Annotated in this window: 8 protein-coding genes, 2 tRNA genes, 2 rRNA genes and 1 other annotated feature; of the genes, 9 read left to right on the top strand and 3 right to left on the bottom strand. The window is 50.5% G+C overall.

The window, feature by feature from the left end; all coding sequences use genetic code 11:
- Nucleotides 1–48: 48 nt before the first annotated feature.
- Together H4F65_RS17155 and tyrA are read left to right on the top strand one after the other, a co-directional pair.
- A complete protein-coding gene (locus tag H4F65_RS17155) occupies nt 49–1122 on the top strand; it encodes a 3-deoxy-7-phosphoheptulonate synthase (protein WP_010285976.1) in 1074 nt (357 codons plus the stop codon).
- Nucleotides 1123–1128: 6 nt separating this feature from the next.
- On the top strand, nt 1129–2250 hold the full coding sequence (tyrA, locus tag H4F65_RS17150) for a bifunctional chorismate mutase/prephenate dehydrogenase (RefSeq protein WP_010285975.1): 1122 nt from the start codon (nt 1129–1131) through the stop codon (nt 2248–2250).
- An 81-nt stretch (nt 2251–2331) separates the two neighbouring features.
- Here tyrA and pheA read toward each other — a convergent pair whose 3' ends face one another.
- From pheA to bamD, 3 genes are all read right to left on the bottom strand, one after another.
- On the bottom strand, nt 2332–3492 hold the full coding sequence (gene pheA, locus H4F65_RS17145; RefSeq protein ID WP_010285970.1) for a bifunctional chorismate mutase/prephenate dehydratase: 1161 nt from the start codon (nt 3490–3492) through the stop codon (nt 2332–2334).
- A gap of 28 nt (nt 3493–3520) precedes the next feature.
- Nucleotides 3521–3646: a sequence feature (Phe leader region), on the bottom strand.
- A 194-nt stretch (nt 3647–3840) separates the two neighbouring features.
- Nucleotides 3841–4179: a ribosome-associated translation inhibitor RaiA gene (gene raiA / locus H4F65_RS17140; RefSeq protein WP_010285968.1), complete on the bottom strand. Its 339-nt coding sequence runs from the start codon at nt 4177–4179 to the stop codon at nt 3841–3843.
- A gap of 322 nt (nt 4180–4501) precedes the next feature.
- Nucleotides 4502–5236: an outer membrane protein assembly factor BamD gene (bamD, locus tag H4F65_RS17135; protein ID WP_010285959.1), complete on the bottom strand. Its 735-nt coding sequence runs from the start codon at nt 5234–5236 to the stop codon at nt 4502–4504.
- Between the two features lie 134 nt (nt 5237–5370).
- On the opposite strand from bamD, the gene rluD reads away from it, so the two are divergent.
- From rluD to H4F65_RS17100, 7 genes are all read left to right on the top strand, one after another.
- Nucleotides 5371–6348, top strand: a complete 978-nt coding sequence (gene rluD, locus H4F65_RS17130; protein ID WP_010285958.1) for a 23S rRNA pseudouridine(1911/1915/1917) synthase RluD — start codon at nt 5371–5373, stop codon at nt 6346–6348.
- 43 nt (nt 6349–6391) lie between these two features.
- The gene (gene yfiH, locus H4F65_RS17125; RefSeq protein WP_010285957.1) at nt 6392–7117 is read left to right on the top strand and encodes a purine nucleoside phosphorylase YfiH; all 726 of its coding nucleotides are present in this window, start codon (nt 6392–6394) and stop codon (nt 7115–7117) included.
- A gap of 133 nt (nt 7118–7250) precedes the next feature.
- The gene (gene clpB, locus H4F65_RS17120) at nt 7251–9827 is read left to right on the top strand and encodes an ATP-dependent chaperone ClpB (protein WP_010285956.1); all 2577 of its coding nucleotides are present in this window, start codon (nt 7251–7253) and stop codon (nt 9825–9827) included.
- 489 nt (nt 9828–10316) lie between these two features.
- Nucleotides 10317–11858: ribosomal RNA gene (locus H4F65_RS17115) — 16S ribosomal RNA — on the top strand.
- A gap of 73 nt (nt 11859–11931) precedes the next feature.
- A tRNA-Ile gene (locus H4F65_RS17110) sits at nt 11932–12008 on the top strand.
- 42 nt (nt 12009–12050) lie between these two features.
- Nucleotides 12051–12126: transfer RNA gene (locus H4F65_RS17105), tRNA-Ala, on the top strand.
- 215 nt (nt 12127–12341) lie between these two features.
- Nucleotides 12342–15248 (top strand): 23S ribosomal RNA (locus tag H4F65_RS17100).
- The 16S and 23S rRNA genes sit together here with 2 tRNA genes alongside, the layout of an rRNA operon.
- Nucleotides 15249–15303: the final 55 nt, after the last annotated feature.

Raw genomic sequence — 15303 nt, 5'->3', positions numbered from 1 at the left:
GTCTTTACAGACGATCGCGAATATACCGAACTTTTCAGGAATGGGATCATGCAAAAAGATTCACTTAACAATATTAATATCAGTGCAGAGCAGGTTTTAATTACTCCCGATGAATTAAAAGCCAAGTTTCCGCTTAACGACGCAGAGCAGCGCGATATTGCGCAAGCGAGAGCGACCATTGCGGATATCATTCATGGTCGTGACGATCGGTTGCTGATCGTCTGCGGGCCTTGCTCGATTCATGACACGGATGCCGCGTTGGAATACGCGCGCCGCCTGCAGTCACTTGCCGCTGAATTAAGCGATAGCCTCTACATTGTGATGCGTGTTTATTTTGAAAAACCGCGTACCACCGTAGGCTGGAAAGGGCTTATCAACGATCCGTTTATGGATGGGTCATTTGATGTGGAAGCAGGGCTGCACATTGCGCGTGAGTTGCTGTTGGAACTGGTGAATATGGGACTGCCGCTGGCGACCGAGGCGCTTGATCCGAACAGCCCGCAGTACCTGGGCGATTTATTCAGCTGGTCGGCTATCGGTGCACGTACAACAGAATCACAAACGCACCGTGAGATGGCTTCCGGCCTGTCGATGCCTGTTGGGTTCAAAAACGGTACGGATGGCAGTCTGGGAACGGCGATCAACGCGATGAGAGCCGCTGCAATGCCGCATCGCTTTGTGGGTATCAATCAAACGGGTCAGGTCTGTCTGCTGCAAACGCAAGGGAACATTGATGGTCATGTGATTCTGCGCGGCGGTAAAAAACCCAACTACAGTGCGCAGGATGTCGCCGAATGTGAAAAACAGATGCAGGAAGCGGGACTGAGACCTGCGCTGATGATAGATTGTAGTCACGGTAATTCGAATAAAGACTACCGCCGTCAGCCACTTGTTGTTGAATCTGCGATTGAACAAATCAAGGCGGGAAATCGTTCTATTATAGGTTTGATGCTGGAAAGCCACCTTAACGAGGGGAGCCAGTCTTCAGAACAGCCGCGTTCAGATATGCGCTACGGTGTATCAGTCACGGATGCCTGTATCAGTTGGGAAAGCACAGAGACGTTGCTGCGTTCCGTTCATCAAGAGCTGAGCGCTGCACGAGTGAAACATTCAGGAGAGTAACAAAATATGGTAGCTGAACTGACCGTATTGCGTGATCAGATAGATGAGGTAGATAAGGAGCTTGTCGCGCTGTTATCACGTCGGTTGCGTTTAGTGGCGGAAGTGGGTGAGGTGAAAAGCCGCCATGGTTTGCCCATCTATGCGCCCGATCGTGAAGCGGCCATGCTCAGCTCACGTCGTAAAGAGGCTGAGTCGATGGGCGTTCCGCCGGATCTTATTGAGGATATCCTGCGGCGTACCATGCGCGAATCCTACACCAGTGAAAACGACAAAGGCTTTAAAACGCTGTGCCCGCAGTTGCGTCCCGTTGTTATCATCGGTGGCCGCGGGCAAATGGGTAATCTGTTTGAGAAAATGCTGACGCTGTCGGGCTATCAGGTGAGGATCCTGGAGCAAGATGACTGGCCGCGCGCGGATGAACTGCTGTCTGATGCCGGCATGGTGATTGTTAGCGTGCCGATTCACGTGACTGAACAGGTGATTGCCCGTCTGCCTGCTTTGCCGGATGACTGTATCTTGGTTGATTTGGCATCGGTAAAAAATGGCCCGCTTCAGGCGATGCTGGCGGCGCATAGTGGTCCGGTACTTGGTCTGCATCCTATGTTCGGGCCAGATAGCGGTAGCCTTGCCAAGCAGGTTGTCGTCTATTGTGACGGTCGGCAGCCAGAAGCCTACCAGTGGCTACTGGAACAGATTCAGGTGTGGGGCGCGCGTCTGCATCGTATCAGCGCGGTCGAACACGATCAGAACATGATGTTCATTCAGGCGCTGCGTCACTTCGCGACATTTGCCTATGGTCTGCATTTAGCGGAAGAGAATGTACAGCTTGAACAGCTATTAGCGCTGTCATCGCCAATCTATCGTCTGGAATTGATCATGGTTGGACGGCTGTTTGCGCAGGATCCGCAGCTGTATGCCGACATCATTATGTCTTCAGAGGATAATCTGGCGTTGATTAAGCGTTACTACAAACGTTTTGGCGAGGCGATTGAGCTACTGGAGCAGACGGATAAGGCAGAATTTATCAACAGCTTCAAGAAGGTCGAACACTGGTTTGGCGACTATGCCAAACGTTTTCAGGCGGAGAGCCGTGTGCTTTTGCGTCAGGCAAACGATATTCGTCAATAAGTACGTTTACTATCTTGGCTGTGTTTAAGAAGCCATCCGGGGGATACCAGGATGGCTTTTTCAATTATTCGTTCACATCGACTATTCGTTCACATCCACGGGTACGACGTTTTCACTCGGGTAGCAGCCTAACACTTTTAACGAGCGGGTGATGGGGGCTAATCCTTTCAGCGCTTTCTGCATGGCATCGCTGCGCAGATTGGCCTGTACATCCAGATAGAACATCTCTTCCCACGGGTTACCGTTGATCGGTCTGGATTCCAGCTTGGTCATCACAATGCCGTTATCGCGCAATACCAACAGAGCTTCTACCAGCGCACCTGACTGTTGACCGGTTGCCATAATTAGCGTGGTTTTTGCCGGCACTTGTTCCGTCACATCAATGGGCTTGCGTGCTAATACAATGAAGCGGGTGATGTTTTGCGACTGATTTGCCAGATCGTGTTCCAGCATCTGTAGCTGATAAAGCTGACCACCGGCTTCGCTGCCGAGTGCTGCTGCTTTTGGTGAGTTGAGTGCAGCCACTTTTTCCATCGCTGCGGCTGTGCTCTCACAGTATTCAATCTTCCAGTGTGGAAAACGATTAATGAAATGGCTGCACTGCTGGAACGGCTGCGGATGGCTGTAAACCGTTTCAATCTGTTCCAACGACGTATCGGTAGCAACTAAAACACAGTGATTTATCGGGTTGGTTAATTCGCCGACGATGGATAAAGCCGTGTGTTGTAACAGGTCATAGACGTCGTTGATCGAGCCAGAGCTGGTGTTTTCAATCGGCAGAACGGCATAGTCCGCTTGCCCCGTTTCCACCATATTGAAGATGTCCTGAAATTTCTGGCAACCACACTCAACAAATTGCTCGAAGTGTCGTGCGGCATATTGGCGCGCGGCAAGATGGGAATAAGAGCCTTTCGGACCGAGAAACGCAATACGGGCAGAGTGTGGCGTTGTTTGGTTGAGGTGATGCTGTAAGAGTGCCTGCTGCGTCAGTACCGAATCTTCAATGATGAGCTGAAATAAGCGGGTAATGTAGTGACCATCAAGATGATGTTTTTTCCCAGCGACTGTCAGTTTGTCCAGCAAATCACGCTCACGCTCTTTGTCACGAATTGGGCGATGCGAATGCAATTTGCTGCGGGCAACGTCCAGCGCGAGTTCTCGTCTTTGTGCCAACAATTCAATTAATTGCAGATCCAATGCGCTGATGCGTTCTCGCAGTGCCAGTAATGGGTTGTCTGTCATGATGCTGTTACCTGTCTTATGTTCTTATATAAAAAAAGCCTCCTGGTCAGGAGGCTTTTTTGTTCGTCTTCGTATTCTTGCTCTTACGACGAATCGCCTCCCAAATCAGGGGAAGGTGAAAAAGAATACGAAGAAGAACAGTTTATTCGTCATGTTTACTCGGTTAGTCAGGAAGATATCCAGATTCTGAGTAGGTAAGGTAACTGTTGGCTTTTCATCCTGTCAATACAAAATCGCCGAGCGCAATGTTAAACGAGATATCGCGTTGGCGCTTTAGGACGTGGATTACGACGCCTGGAATGCAAAAACGCGCCCTCAGGCGCGTTGTATTGAGGTAAAGAGGGCGAGTTACTCTTCTTGAGTCGGCTGGAGATTCGCTTCTTTGACGCTAGCTACCGCACGTCTGGCTTCACCTTTATGCTGGAGTTTGTCCAACTGGCGTTCGAGTTTAGTAATTAGCTCATTGATGGCGGCATACATATCATCATGTTTGGCGCTGGCAACCAGCGGGCCATTTGGCGTACTGATAGTGGCATCGGCCACAAAACCCTGTGGTTCTTTTGACAAAATAATATGTGGGTTAATCAGCTGGGTTTGCCACTTATCCAGCTTAGAAAGACGGTCTTCGACATGTTGACGAATTGCGGGGGTGATATCCATTTGCTTACTGGTAATATTAATAGTCATATAAACTTACCTCTCTGCCTATGTCCGTCTTGGATAATTTCAGCATACAGTGAGTTGTGACAAAAAGCGTGATATTGATCGCTTTTTTTCGTCACTTTTTGTCAAGAAAACGCGATTTGTGAAGCATCATCGGGAATAGGAGGGAAGTGCTTGAGGGGGCATCTGGCCTGTGCCATTATTGATAGGATGTATTGACGTTACCGCGCTGTTGTTGACTCCCGCCAACCTGTTTTTTCTGCATCATTAATGCATAGTCCACCGATCGAGCCATAAAAAAACGGCAACCGAAGCTGCCGTCTTATTACTGTGTGTCACTTGTCGTTTATGCTGGGTTCGCAGTGATGATTTTTGCGACTTTGTCCGCCTGAGCGGCCAGTTGCAGTTCGCGATAGGCATTTTCCATCAATGGCAGGGCATTTTTTGTTGCCTGGGTATCAGGGTAATCACGCAGCATTTGCTCAACGCGATTAACTACTGCCACATAAGCGCCGCGTTTCGTGTAGTATTGCGCGACAGAAAGTTCATACTTGGCCAGACGCTCTTTGAGGTAAACCAAACGCTTGTTTGCGTCGGTGGCGTATTGGCTGTTCGGGTATCCCTGAATGAGCTTGCTGAAATCCCGAAATGCGGTGCGGGCATACTGCGGATCGCGATCGGAACGATCAACGCCGAAAAAGCCTTGTAATGCACTATCATCCAGCGCCATGTCGGTCAGACCGCGCATGTACAGGACATAATCCACGTTTGGATGGGTCGGATTGAGTCGCAGGAAGCGGTCAATAGAAGCTTGGGCCAATGGCAGCTCTGCGGATTTGTAATAAGCGTAGATCAAATCCAACTGTACTTGCTGCGAGTAGGGGCCAAAGGGATACCGGTTATCCAGTGCTTCCAACTGCGTGATGGCTGCTTTAAAGTTGCCGTCCTGCAGTTTTTGTTGAGCATTGGCATAGATTTCAGATGGCGGACTATCAGGAACCGCATCTTTGGAATTGCTGGAGCAACCAGCCAGCGCCAGGCTCAACGTGGCGGCAGCCACCAGATATTTCATACGCGTCATGACGTTTTGATTATCCTCAGAATGTTATTCCGGGAGGCTGTCCGTTAAGCTCCCGATTTAGACCAGCTACAATAGTACATTATTTTAAACGGCGTCGCCGTCAAAACCCAACGTTAACGAAGAAGCTGCATAATATGGCACAACAAGTACAACTCACCGCAACGGTGGCCGAATCTCAACTCGGACAACGTTTAGATCAGGCTTTGGCCGAATTGTTCCCTGATTATTCACGATCCCGCATAAAAGAGTGGATTCTTGAGAATCGAGTACAGATTAACGGCAATGTCATCAATAAGCCAAAAGAGAAAGTACTTGGCGGCGAATCGGTAGCCATTGATGCATTGATTGAAGAAGAAGCTCGCTGGGAAGCACAGGATATCAAGCTGGATATCGTGTACGAAGATGAGGATATCCTGGTCATCAATAAACCCAGAGATCTGGTGGTTCACCCCGGTGCGGGTAACCCAGATGGCACAGTATTGAATGCCTTGTTACATCATTATCCTGAGATTGTCGACGTGCCCCGTGCCGGGATTGTGCACCGACTTGATAAAGATACGACAGGGCTCATGGTGGTCGCGAAAACTGTACCAGCACAGACGCGTTTAGTTGAGGCACTACAGGCGCGTGAAATTACGCGTGAATATGAAGCTGTGGCGATTGGTTCGATGACCGCGGGTGGTATGGTCGAGCAGCCTATCGCTCGTCACGCAACCAAGCGTACTCATATGGCCGTGCATCCGATGGGTAAGCCTGCCGTGACACATTATCGCATCATGGAACATTTTCGTGCGCATACCCGTTTACGGTTGCGTCTGGAAACGGGGCGCACCCATCAGATTCGCGTGCATATGGCGCACATTAACCATCCTCTGGTTGGCGATCAGTTATATGGTGGTCGTCCGCGCCCGCCAAAAGGCGCTTCAGAGGATTTCATTGAGACGCTGCGTGGGTTCGATCGTCAGGCACTGCATGCCACTATGTTGCGTTTCTACCATCCTATTACTGGCATTCACATGGAATGGCATGCGGAATTGCCACAGGATATGGTCGATCTGATTAATGCTCTGAAGGCCGATACTGAAGCGTTTAAGGATCAGCTCGACTGGTAATATATTCAATACGATAAGTGCCGATTTATAGAGGTGACGGACTATGCTGATATACCCCGACTGGCCTTTGCCAGAAAGTGTGAAATCTTGTAGTACGACGCGTGTTGGCGGACGTAGTGGCGCACCTTATGATTCGCTGAATTTAGGGTGTCATGTGGGCGATGAGCCCGCGCACGTTACCGCAAATCGGCAAGCGCTGGTGGAGATGGCTGGCCTTCCCACTATGCCGCATTGGTTGGAACAGGTGCATGGCACCGATGTGATTCGTCTTGGCGAGACGTCCCCAACATCCGTTTGTGGTGATGCTGCTTATACGAATAAGAAAGGAAAAGTCTGTGCGGTGATGACGGCTGACTGCTTGCCCGTGCTTCTTTGTGCAATCAACGGCGATGAAGTCGCTGCCGCTCATGCTGGCTGGCGGGGATTGCACGCGGGGGTATTGGAAGAAACGTTATCCTGTTTCCGTGCACAACCCGAACAAATTATGGCGTGGCTGGGGCCTGCTATTGGGCCTGATGCCTTTGAGGTCGGTCCTGAAGTCAGGGACGCATTTATTCAGCATGATGCGGCTGCGGCCTCAGCATTTCGGCCTGTAGGAAATAAATTTTTTGCCGATATTTACCAACTGGCAAGTCTGCGTTTACGTGCTGCAGGGGTAACGCAAATTTTTGGTGGAAATGCCTGTACTGTGAGCGAGCCTCACAAATTTTTCTCTTATCGGCGTGATGGCGTGACTGGCCGTATGGCAAGTTTAATCTGGCTGATATAACCTATTGAATTAAGACGATCCAGGATAAGTAACATTTAAATCCCGTCACGACTGGCAAAATAACCTTGAAATTTTTGAGGGATGACCTCATTTAATCTCCAGTAGCAATTTTGACCAGTGTATGGGAGGAGTTATGCGTCTGGATCGTCTTACCAACAAATTCCAACTTGCTCTTGCTGATGCCCAGTCTCTCGCCCTTGGGCGCGATCACCAGTTTATTGAACCACTTCACTTGATGAGTGCCTTGCTTCATCAGGATGGTGGAACTGTTGGTCCACTTCTGACTGTTGCCGGAGCCAATCTCAATCACCTGAAAACCGAAATCGACCAGGCAATCACACGTTTGCCGCAGGTTGAAGGTACTGATGGTGATGTTCAGCCTTCGAGCGAGTTAGTCCGCGTATTGAATATGTGCGACAAGCTGGCGCAAAAGCGTGGCGATACCTTTATCTCTTCGGAGCTTTTCGCGCTTGCTGCGCTGGAGTCTCGCGGCACGTTGGGAGATATATTGAAAAAGGCGGGGGTTACGCAGCAAGGTGTAACAAACGCGATTGAACGAGTGAGAGGAGGGGATCAAGTGAACGATCAGGGTGCTGAAGATCAGCGCCAGGCATTGAAAAAATTCACGATTGATCTCACGGAGCGTGCGGAACAAGGCAAACTCGATCCTGTGATCGGGCGTGATGAGGAAATTCGCCGCACTATTCAGGTTTTGCAGCGTCGAACCAAAAATAACCCGGTATTAATCGGTGAACCTGGCGTGGGTAAAACCGCGATAGTAGAAGGGTTAGCACAGCGTATCGTTAATGGTGAAGTGCCTGAAGGCTTGAAAAACAAGCGCGTACTTTCACTGGATATGGGCGCGCTGGTGGCGGGTGCGAAATACCGTGGTGAGTTTGAAGAGCGTTTGAAAGGCGTGCTCAACGACCTGTCTAAACAGGAAGGCAACGTCATTCTGTTTATCGATGAACTTCATACGATGGTGGGGGCAGGCAAAGCCGATGGCGCGATGGATGCCGGTAATATGCTAAAACCTGCGCTGGCTCGTGGTGAGTTGCATTGCGTCGGAGCGACAACGCTCGATGAGTATCGGCAATATATTGAAAAAGACGCGGCCCTTGAGCGTCGTTTCCAGAAAGTGTTTGTCGCTGAACCTACTGTCGAAGACACGATTGCGATTCTGCGCGGGCTGAAAGAGCGTTATGAATTGCACCATCATGTACAAATTACTGACCCAGCGATTGTTGCGGCGGCCATGCTGTCTAACCGCTATATCGCGGATCGTCAACTGCCGGATAAAGCGATTGACCTGATTGATGAGGCCGCATCCAGTATTCGTATTCAGATTGATTCAAAACCCGAGCCCCTTGATCGGCTTGAGCGTCGAATCATCCAGTTAAAACTGGAACAGCAGGCGCTGAAAAAAGAATCTGATGAAGCCAGCCAAAAGCGGCTTGAATTGCTGAGCGCGGAACTTGACCAAAAAGAGCGTGAATATTCCCAGCAAGAGGAAGAGTGGAAAGCAGAAAAAGCGTCACTCACGGGAACGCAGAATATTAAAGCGTCTTTAGAGCAGGCGAAAATTGCGCTGGAACAGGCTCGCCGTCAGGGCGATCTGGGGAGAATGTCTGAGCTGCAATATGGCAAAATCCCTGAGCTAGAGAAACAGTTGGCAGCAGCAACGCAGCAGGAAGGGAAAACGATGCATTTGCTGCGTAATCGAGTAACGGATGTTGAAATCGCGGATGTGCTGGCGCGTTGGACTGGGATTCCTGTTTCTCGCATGTTGGAAAGTGAGAAAGAAAAATTATTACGCATGGAAGATGAACTGCATCAGCGTGTGATTGGGCAGAACGAAGCCGTTGAAGCGGTAGCAAATTCTATCCGTCGTAGCAGGGCAGGGCTATCAGACCCGAATCGCCCTATTGGCTCGTTCCTGTTCCTTGGGCCAACAGGTGTTGGGAAAACGGAACTTTGTAAAACGCTGGCGACTTTCCTCTTCGACAGTGATGACGCCATGGTGCGTATTGATATGTCTGAGTTTATGGAGAAACACTCGGTTTCACGCTTGGTCGGTGCGCCTCCGGGATATGTCGGTTACGAGGAAGGGGGATATTTGACGGAAGCGGTACGCCGTCGTCCTTATTCGGTCATTTTGCTAGATGAGATCGAAAAGGCACACCCTGATGTATTTAATATCCTGCTTCAGGTATTAGATGATGGGCGCCTCACTGATGGTCAGGGCAGAACGGTCGACTTCCGTAATACTGTGGTCATCATGACGTCCAATCTGGGATCCGACCTTATTCAGGAACGTTTTGGTGAACGCAGCTATACCGAAATGAGAGATATGGTGCTTGAAGTTGTTAGCCACAGCTTCCGCCCCGAGTTTATTAACCGTATCGATGAGGTCGTGGTATTCCACCCATTGGGAAGGGCGCATATTACGTCGATCGCACAAATTCAGCTTCAGAGACTGTACAAGCGTCTTGAAGAGCGTGGATATAGTGTCACGATCACGGATGCAGCTTTAGATATGCTTGGGGAAGTCGGGTTTGATCCTGTCTATGGTGCTCGTCCGCTTAAAAGAGCGATACAGCAACTGATAGAGAACCCACTCGCTCAGCAGATGCTGGGGGGGAAATTGATACCCGGTAAACCGATCACATTAGATGTTAACGGCGAACAGATCGTCGCGCGGCAAGAATAATGCGAGTGAGCTGGTAAGCGATCAACGGGAGCATTCGTTAACGGATGCTCCCGTTTTCACATTATGAGCTCAGATTACATTCACTTTCTGTATGTGAAGTGTGCGAAATGGTGTCTTTTGGCTTGTTTTTGAACGGTTGGAAAATAATTTGCATTTATAGCTTGTCAGTGGCCGAGAAGTCCCTATAATGCGCCTCCACTGACACGGCAACAGCGACACGCAGTTGCGGTAACAGGAAAAAAGATTCAACGAAGGCGGTCAGTAATGACTTGACTTCACAGCGGAAAAGCATAGTATATGCAGCCCGCGCCACCGATGAAGTGGCACTGCTCTTTAACAATTTAATCAGACAATCTGTGTGGGCACTCACAAGACCGTATCTTAACGATATAAAAAGTCTTGAAGAGTGAACAACAGTAAATTCATTACGAATAAACAGTTTTAATTCTTTGAGCATCGCTGACGAGTTCAGCAAATCAAACAAATCTTAAATTGAAGAGTTTGATCATGGCTCAGATTGAACGCTGGCGGCAGGCCTAACACATGCAAGTCGAGCGGTAGCACAGAAGAGCTTGCTCTTTGGGTGACGAGCGGCGGACGGGTGAGTAATGTCTGGGAAACTGCCTGATGGAGGGGGATAACTACTGGAAACGGTAGCTAATACCGCATAACCTCGCAAGAGCAAAGAGGGGGACCTTAGGGCCTCTCGCCATCAGATGTGCCCAGATGGGATTAGCTAGTAGGTGAGGTAATGGCTCACCTAGGCGACGATCCCTAGCTGGTCTGAGAGGATGACCAGCCACACTGGAACTGAGACACGGTCCAGACTCCTACGGGAGGCAGCAGTGGGGAATATTGCACAATGGGCGCAAGCCTGATGCAGCCATGCCGCGTGTGTGAAGAAGGCCTTCGGGTTGTAAAGCACTTTCAGCGGGGAGGAAGGCAGTAAGGTTAATAACCTTATTGATTGACGTTACCCGCAGAAGAAGCACCGGCTAACTCCGTGCCAGCAGCCGCGGTAATACGGAGGGTGCAAGCGTTAATCGGAATGACTGGGCGTAAAGCGCACGCAGGCGGTCTGTTAAGTTGGATGTGAAATCCCCGGGCTTAACCTGGGAACTGCATTCAAAACTGACAGGCTAGAGTCTTGTAGAGGGGGGTAGAATTCCAGGTGTAGCGGTGAAATGCGTAGAGATCTGGAGGAATACCGGTGGCGAAGGCGGCCCCCTGGACAAAGACTGACGCTCAGGTGCGAAAGCGTGGGGAGCAAACAGGATTAGATACCCTGGTAGTCCACGCTGTAAACGATGTCGATTTGGAGGTTGTGCCCTTGAGGCGTGGCTTCCGGAGCTAACGCGTTAAATCGACCGCCTGGGGAGTACGGCCGCAAGGTTAAAACTCAAATGAATTGACGGGGGCCCGCACAAGCGGTGGAGCATGTGGTTTAATTCGATGCAACGCGAAGAACCTTACCTACTCTTGACATCCACAGAATTCGGCAGAGATGCCTTAGTGCCTTCGGGAACTGTGAGACAGGTGCTGCATGGCTGTCGTCAGCTCGTGTTGTGAAATGTTGGGTTAAGTCCCGCAACGAGCGCAACCCTTATCCTTTGTTGCCAGCGATTCGGTCGGGAACTCAAAGGAGACTGCCGGTGATAAACCGGAGGAAGGTGGGGATGACGTCAAGTCATCATGGCCCTTACGAGTAGGGCTACACACGTGCTACAATGGCGTATACAAAGAGAAGCGACCTCGCGAGAGCAAGCGGACCTCATAAAGTACGTCGTAGTCCGGATTGGAGTCTGCAACTCGACTCCATGAAGTCGGAATCGCTAGTAATCGTAGATCAGAATGCTACGGTGAATACGTTCCCGGGCCTTGTACACACCGCCCGTCACACCATGGGAGTGGGTTGCAAAAGAAGTAGGTAGCTTAACCTTCGGGAGGGCGCTTACCACTTTGTGATTCATGACTGGGGTGAAGTCGTAACAAGGTAACCGTAGGGGAACCTGCGGTTGGATCACCTCCTTACCAAGAAGATGTGCGTTGAGTGAAGTGCTCACACAGATTGTCTGATGAAAATAACGAGCAGAAATACCTTAATAGGCTTGTAGCTCAGGTGGTTAGAGCGCACCCCTGATAAGGGTGAGGTCGGTGGTTCAAGTCCACTCAGGCCTACCAACTCTTCCGTGAGTGGTATCTAAGGTATCTGTAAGCAACGATGGGGTTATAGCTCAGCTGGGAGAGCGCCTGCCTTGCACGCAGGAGGTCTGCGGTTCGATCCCGCATAGCTCCACCATCACTACTCGCTGTATAGAAAATTTCAGAGTGTACCTGTTTGGGTGCACTGCGAAGTTTTGCTCTTTAACAATCTGGAACAAGCTGAAAATTGAAACATGACAGCTGAACAATTATGACCGCCTTCGGGTGTGTCGTGATGAATCAGTCTGTCAATGAGTCTCTCAAATAATCGCAGCGCGATGATGAATCAATCGAAACATCTTCGGGTTGTGAGGTTAAGCGACTAAGCGTACACGGTGGATGCCTAGGCAGTCAGAGGCGATGAAGGGCGTGCTAATCTGCGATAAGCGTCGGTAAGCTGATATGAAGCGTTATACCCGACGATACCCGAATGGGGAAACCCAGTGTGTTTCGACACACTATCATGACATGAATACATAGTGTCATGAGGCGAACCGGGGGAACTGAAACATCTCAGTACCCCGAGGAAAAGAAATCAACCGAGATTCCCCCAGTAGCGGCGAGCGAACGGGGAGGAGCCCAGAACCTGAATCAGTTTGTGTGTTAGTGGAAGCGTCTGGAAAGTCGCACAGTAAAGGGTGATAGTCCCGTACACAAAAATGCACAAGCTGTGAGTTCGATGAGTAGGGCGGGACACGTGACATCCTGTCTGAATATGGGGGGACCATCCTCCAAGGCTAAATACTCCTGACTGACCGATAGTGAACCAGTACCGTGAGGGAAAGGCGAAAAGAACCCCGGCGAGGGGAGTGAAATAGAACCTGAAACCGTGTACGTACAAGCAGTGGGAGCCTACTTGTTAGGTGACTGCGTACCTTTTGTATAATGGGTCAGCGACTTATATTCTGTAGCAAGGTTAACCGTATAGGGGAGCCGCAGGGAAACCGAGTCTTAACTGGGCGTTAAGTTGCAGGGTATAGACCCGAAACCCGGTGATCTAGCCATGGGCAGGTTGAAGGTTGGGTAACACTAACTGGAGGACCGAACCGACTAATGTTGAAAAATTAGCGGATGACTTGTGGCTGGGGGTGAAAGGCCAATCAAACCGGGAGATAGCTGGTTCTCCCCGAAAGCTATTTAGGTAGCGCCTCGTGAACTCATCTTCGGGGGTAGAGCACTGTTTCGGCTAGGGGGTCATCCCGACTTACCAACCCGATGCAAACTACGAATACCGAAGAATGTTATCACGGGAGACACACGGCGGGTGCTAACGTTCGTCGTGAAGAGGGAAACAACCCAGACCGCCAGCTAAGGTCCCAAAGTCATGGTTAAGTGGGAAACGATGTGGGAAGGCACAGACAGCCAGGATGTTGGCTTAGAAGCAGCCATCATTTAAAGAAAGCGTAATAGCTCACTGGTCGAGTCGGCCTGCGCGGAAGATGTAACGGGGCTAAACCATGCACCGAAGCTGCGGCAGCGACACTTAGGTGTTGTTGGGTAGGGGAGCGTTCTGTAAGCCTGCGAAGGTGGCCTGTGAGGGCTGCTGGAGGTATCAGAAGTGCGAATGCTGACATAAGTAACGATAATGCGGGTGAAAAACCCGCACGCCGGAAGACCAAGGGTTCCTGTCCAACGTTAATCGGGGCAGGGTGAGTCGACCCCTAAGGCGAGGCTGAAAAGCGTAGTCGATGGGAAACAGGTTAATATTCCTGTACTCGGTGTTACTGCGAAGGGGGGACGGAGAAAGCTAGGTTATCCGGGCGACGGTTGTCCCGGTTTAAGCGTGAAGGTGGATGACTTTGGTAAATCCGGGTCATCGTTAACACTGAGGCGTGATGACGAGTCACTACGGTGATGAAGTAACCGATGCTACGCTTCCAGGAAAAGCCTCTAAGCTCCAGGTAACATCAAATCGTACCCCAAACCGACACAGGTGGTCAGGTAGAGAATACTCAGGCGCTTGAGAGAACTCGGGTGAAGGAACTAGGCAAAATGGTGCCGTAACTTCGGGAGAAGGCACGCTGATGGTAAGTGAAGTGACTTGCTCATGGAGCTGAAATCAGTCGAAGATACCAGCTGGCTGCAACTGTTTAATAAAAACACAGCACTGTGCAAACACGAAAGTGGACGTATACGGTGTGACGCCTGCCCGGTGCCGGAAGGTTAATTGATGGGGTCAGCCGCAAGGCGAAGCTCTTGATCGAAGCCCCGGTAAACGGCGGCCGTAACTATAACGGTCCTAAGGTAGCGAAATTCCTTGTCGGGTAAGTTCCGACCTGCACGAATGGCGTAATGATGGCCAGGCTGTCTCCACCCGAGACTCAGTGAAATTGAACTCGCTGTGAAGATGCAGTGTACCCGCGGCAAGACGGAAAGACCCCGTGAACCTTTACTATAGCTTGACACTGAACCTTGAGCCTTGATGTGTAGGATAGGTGGGAGGCTTTGAAGTGTGGACGCCAGTCTGCATGGAGCCAACCTTGAAATACCACCCTTTAATGTTTGATGTTCTAACGTGGACCCGTGATCCGGGTTGCGGACAGTGTCTGGTGGGTAGTTTGACTGGGGCGGTCTCCTCCCAAAGCGTAACGGAGGAGCACGAAGGTTAGCTAATCCTGGTCGGACATCAGGAGGTTAGTGCAAAGGCATAAGCTAGCTTGACTGCGAGAGTGACAGCTCGAGCAGGTGCGAAAGCAGGTCTTAGTGATCCGGTGGTTCTGAATGGAAGGGCCATCGCTCAACGGATAAAAGGTACTCCGGGGATAACAGGCTGATACCGCCCAAGAGTTCATATCGACGGCGGTGTTTGGCACCTCGATGTCGGCTCATCACATCCTGGGGCTGAAGTAGGTCCCAAGGGTATGGCTGTTCGCCATTTAAAGTGGTACGCGAGCTGGGTTTAGAACGTCGTGAGACAGTTCGGTCCCTATCTGCCGTGGGCGTTGGAAGATTGAGAGGGGTTGCTCCTAGTACGAGAGGACCGGAGTGAACGCACCACTGGTGTACGGGTTGTGATGCCAATTGCATTGCCCGGTAGCTAAGTGCGGAAGAGATAACCGCTGAAAGCATCTAAGCGGGAAACTTGCCTCGAGATGAGTCTTCCCTGGGCACTAGATGCCCCTGAAGGGCCGTTGAAGACGACGACGTAGATAGGCTGGGTGTGTAAGCGTAGCGATACGTTGAGCTAACCAGTACTAATGACCCGAGAGGCTTAACCTTACAACACCGAAGGTGTTTTGTGGGTGATGAAAGACTCATATGAAACGATGTTCAG

Origin of the sequence: Pectobacterium brasiliense (assembly GCF_016950255.1) — a bacterium.
GTDB lineage: Bacteria > Pseudomonadota > Gammaproteobacteria > Enterobacterales > Enterobacteriaceae > Pectobacterium > Pectobacterium brasiliense.
Note: the sequence above shows the minus strand (reverse complement) of the source record. Positions and strands in the feature narration are given on the sequence as shown.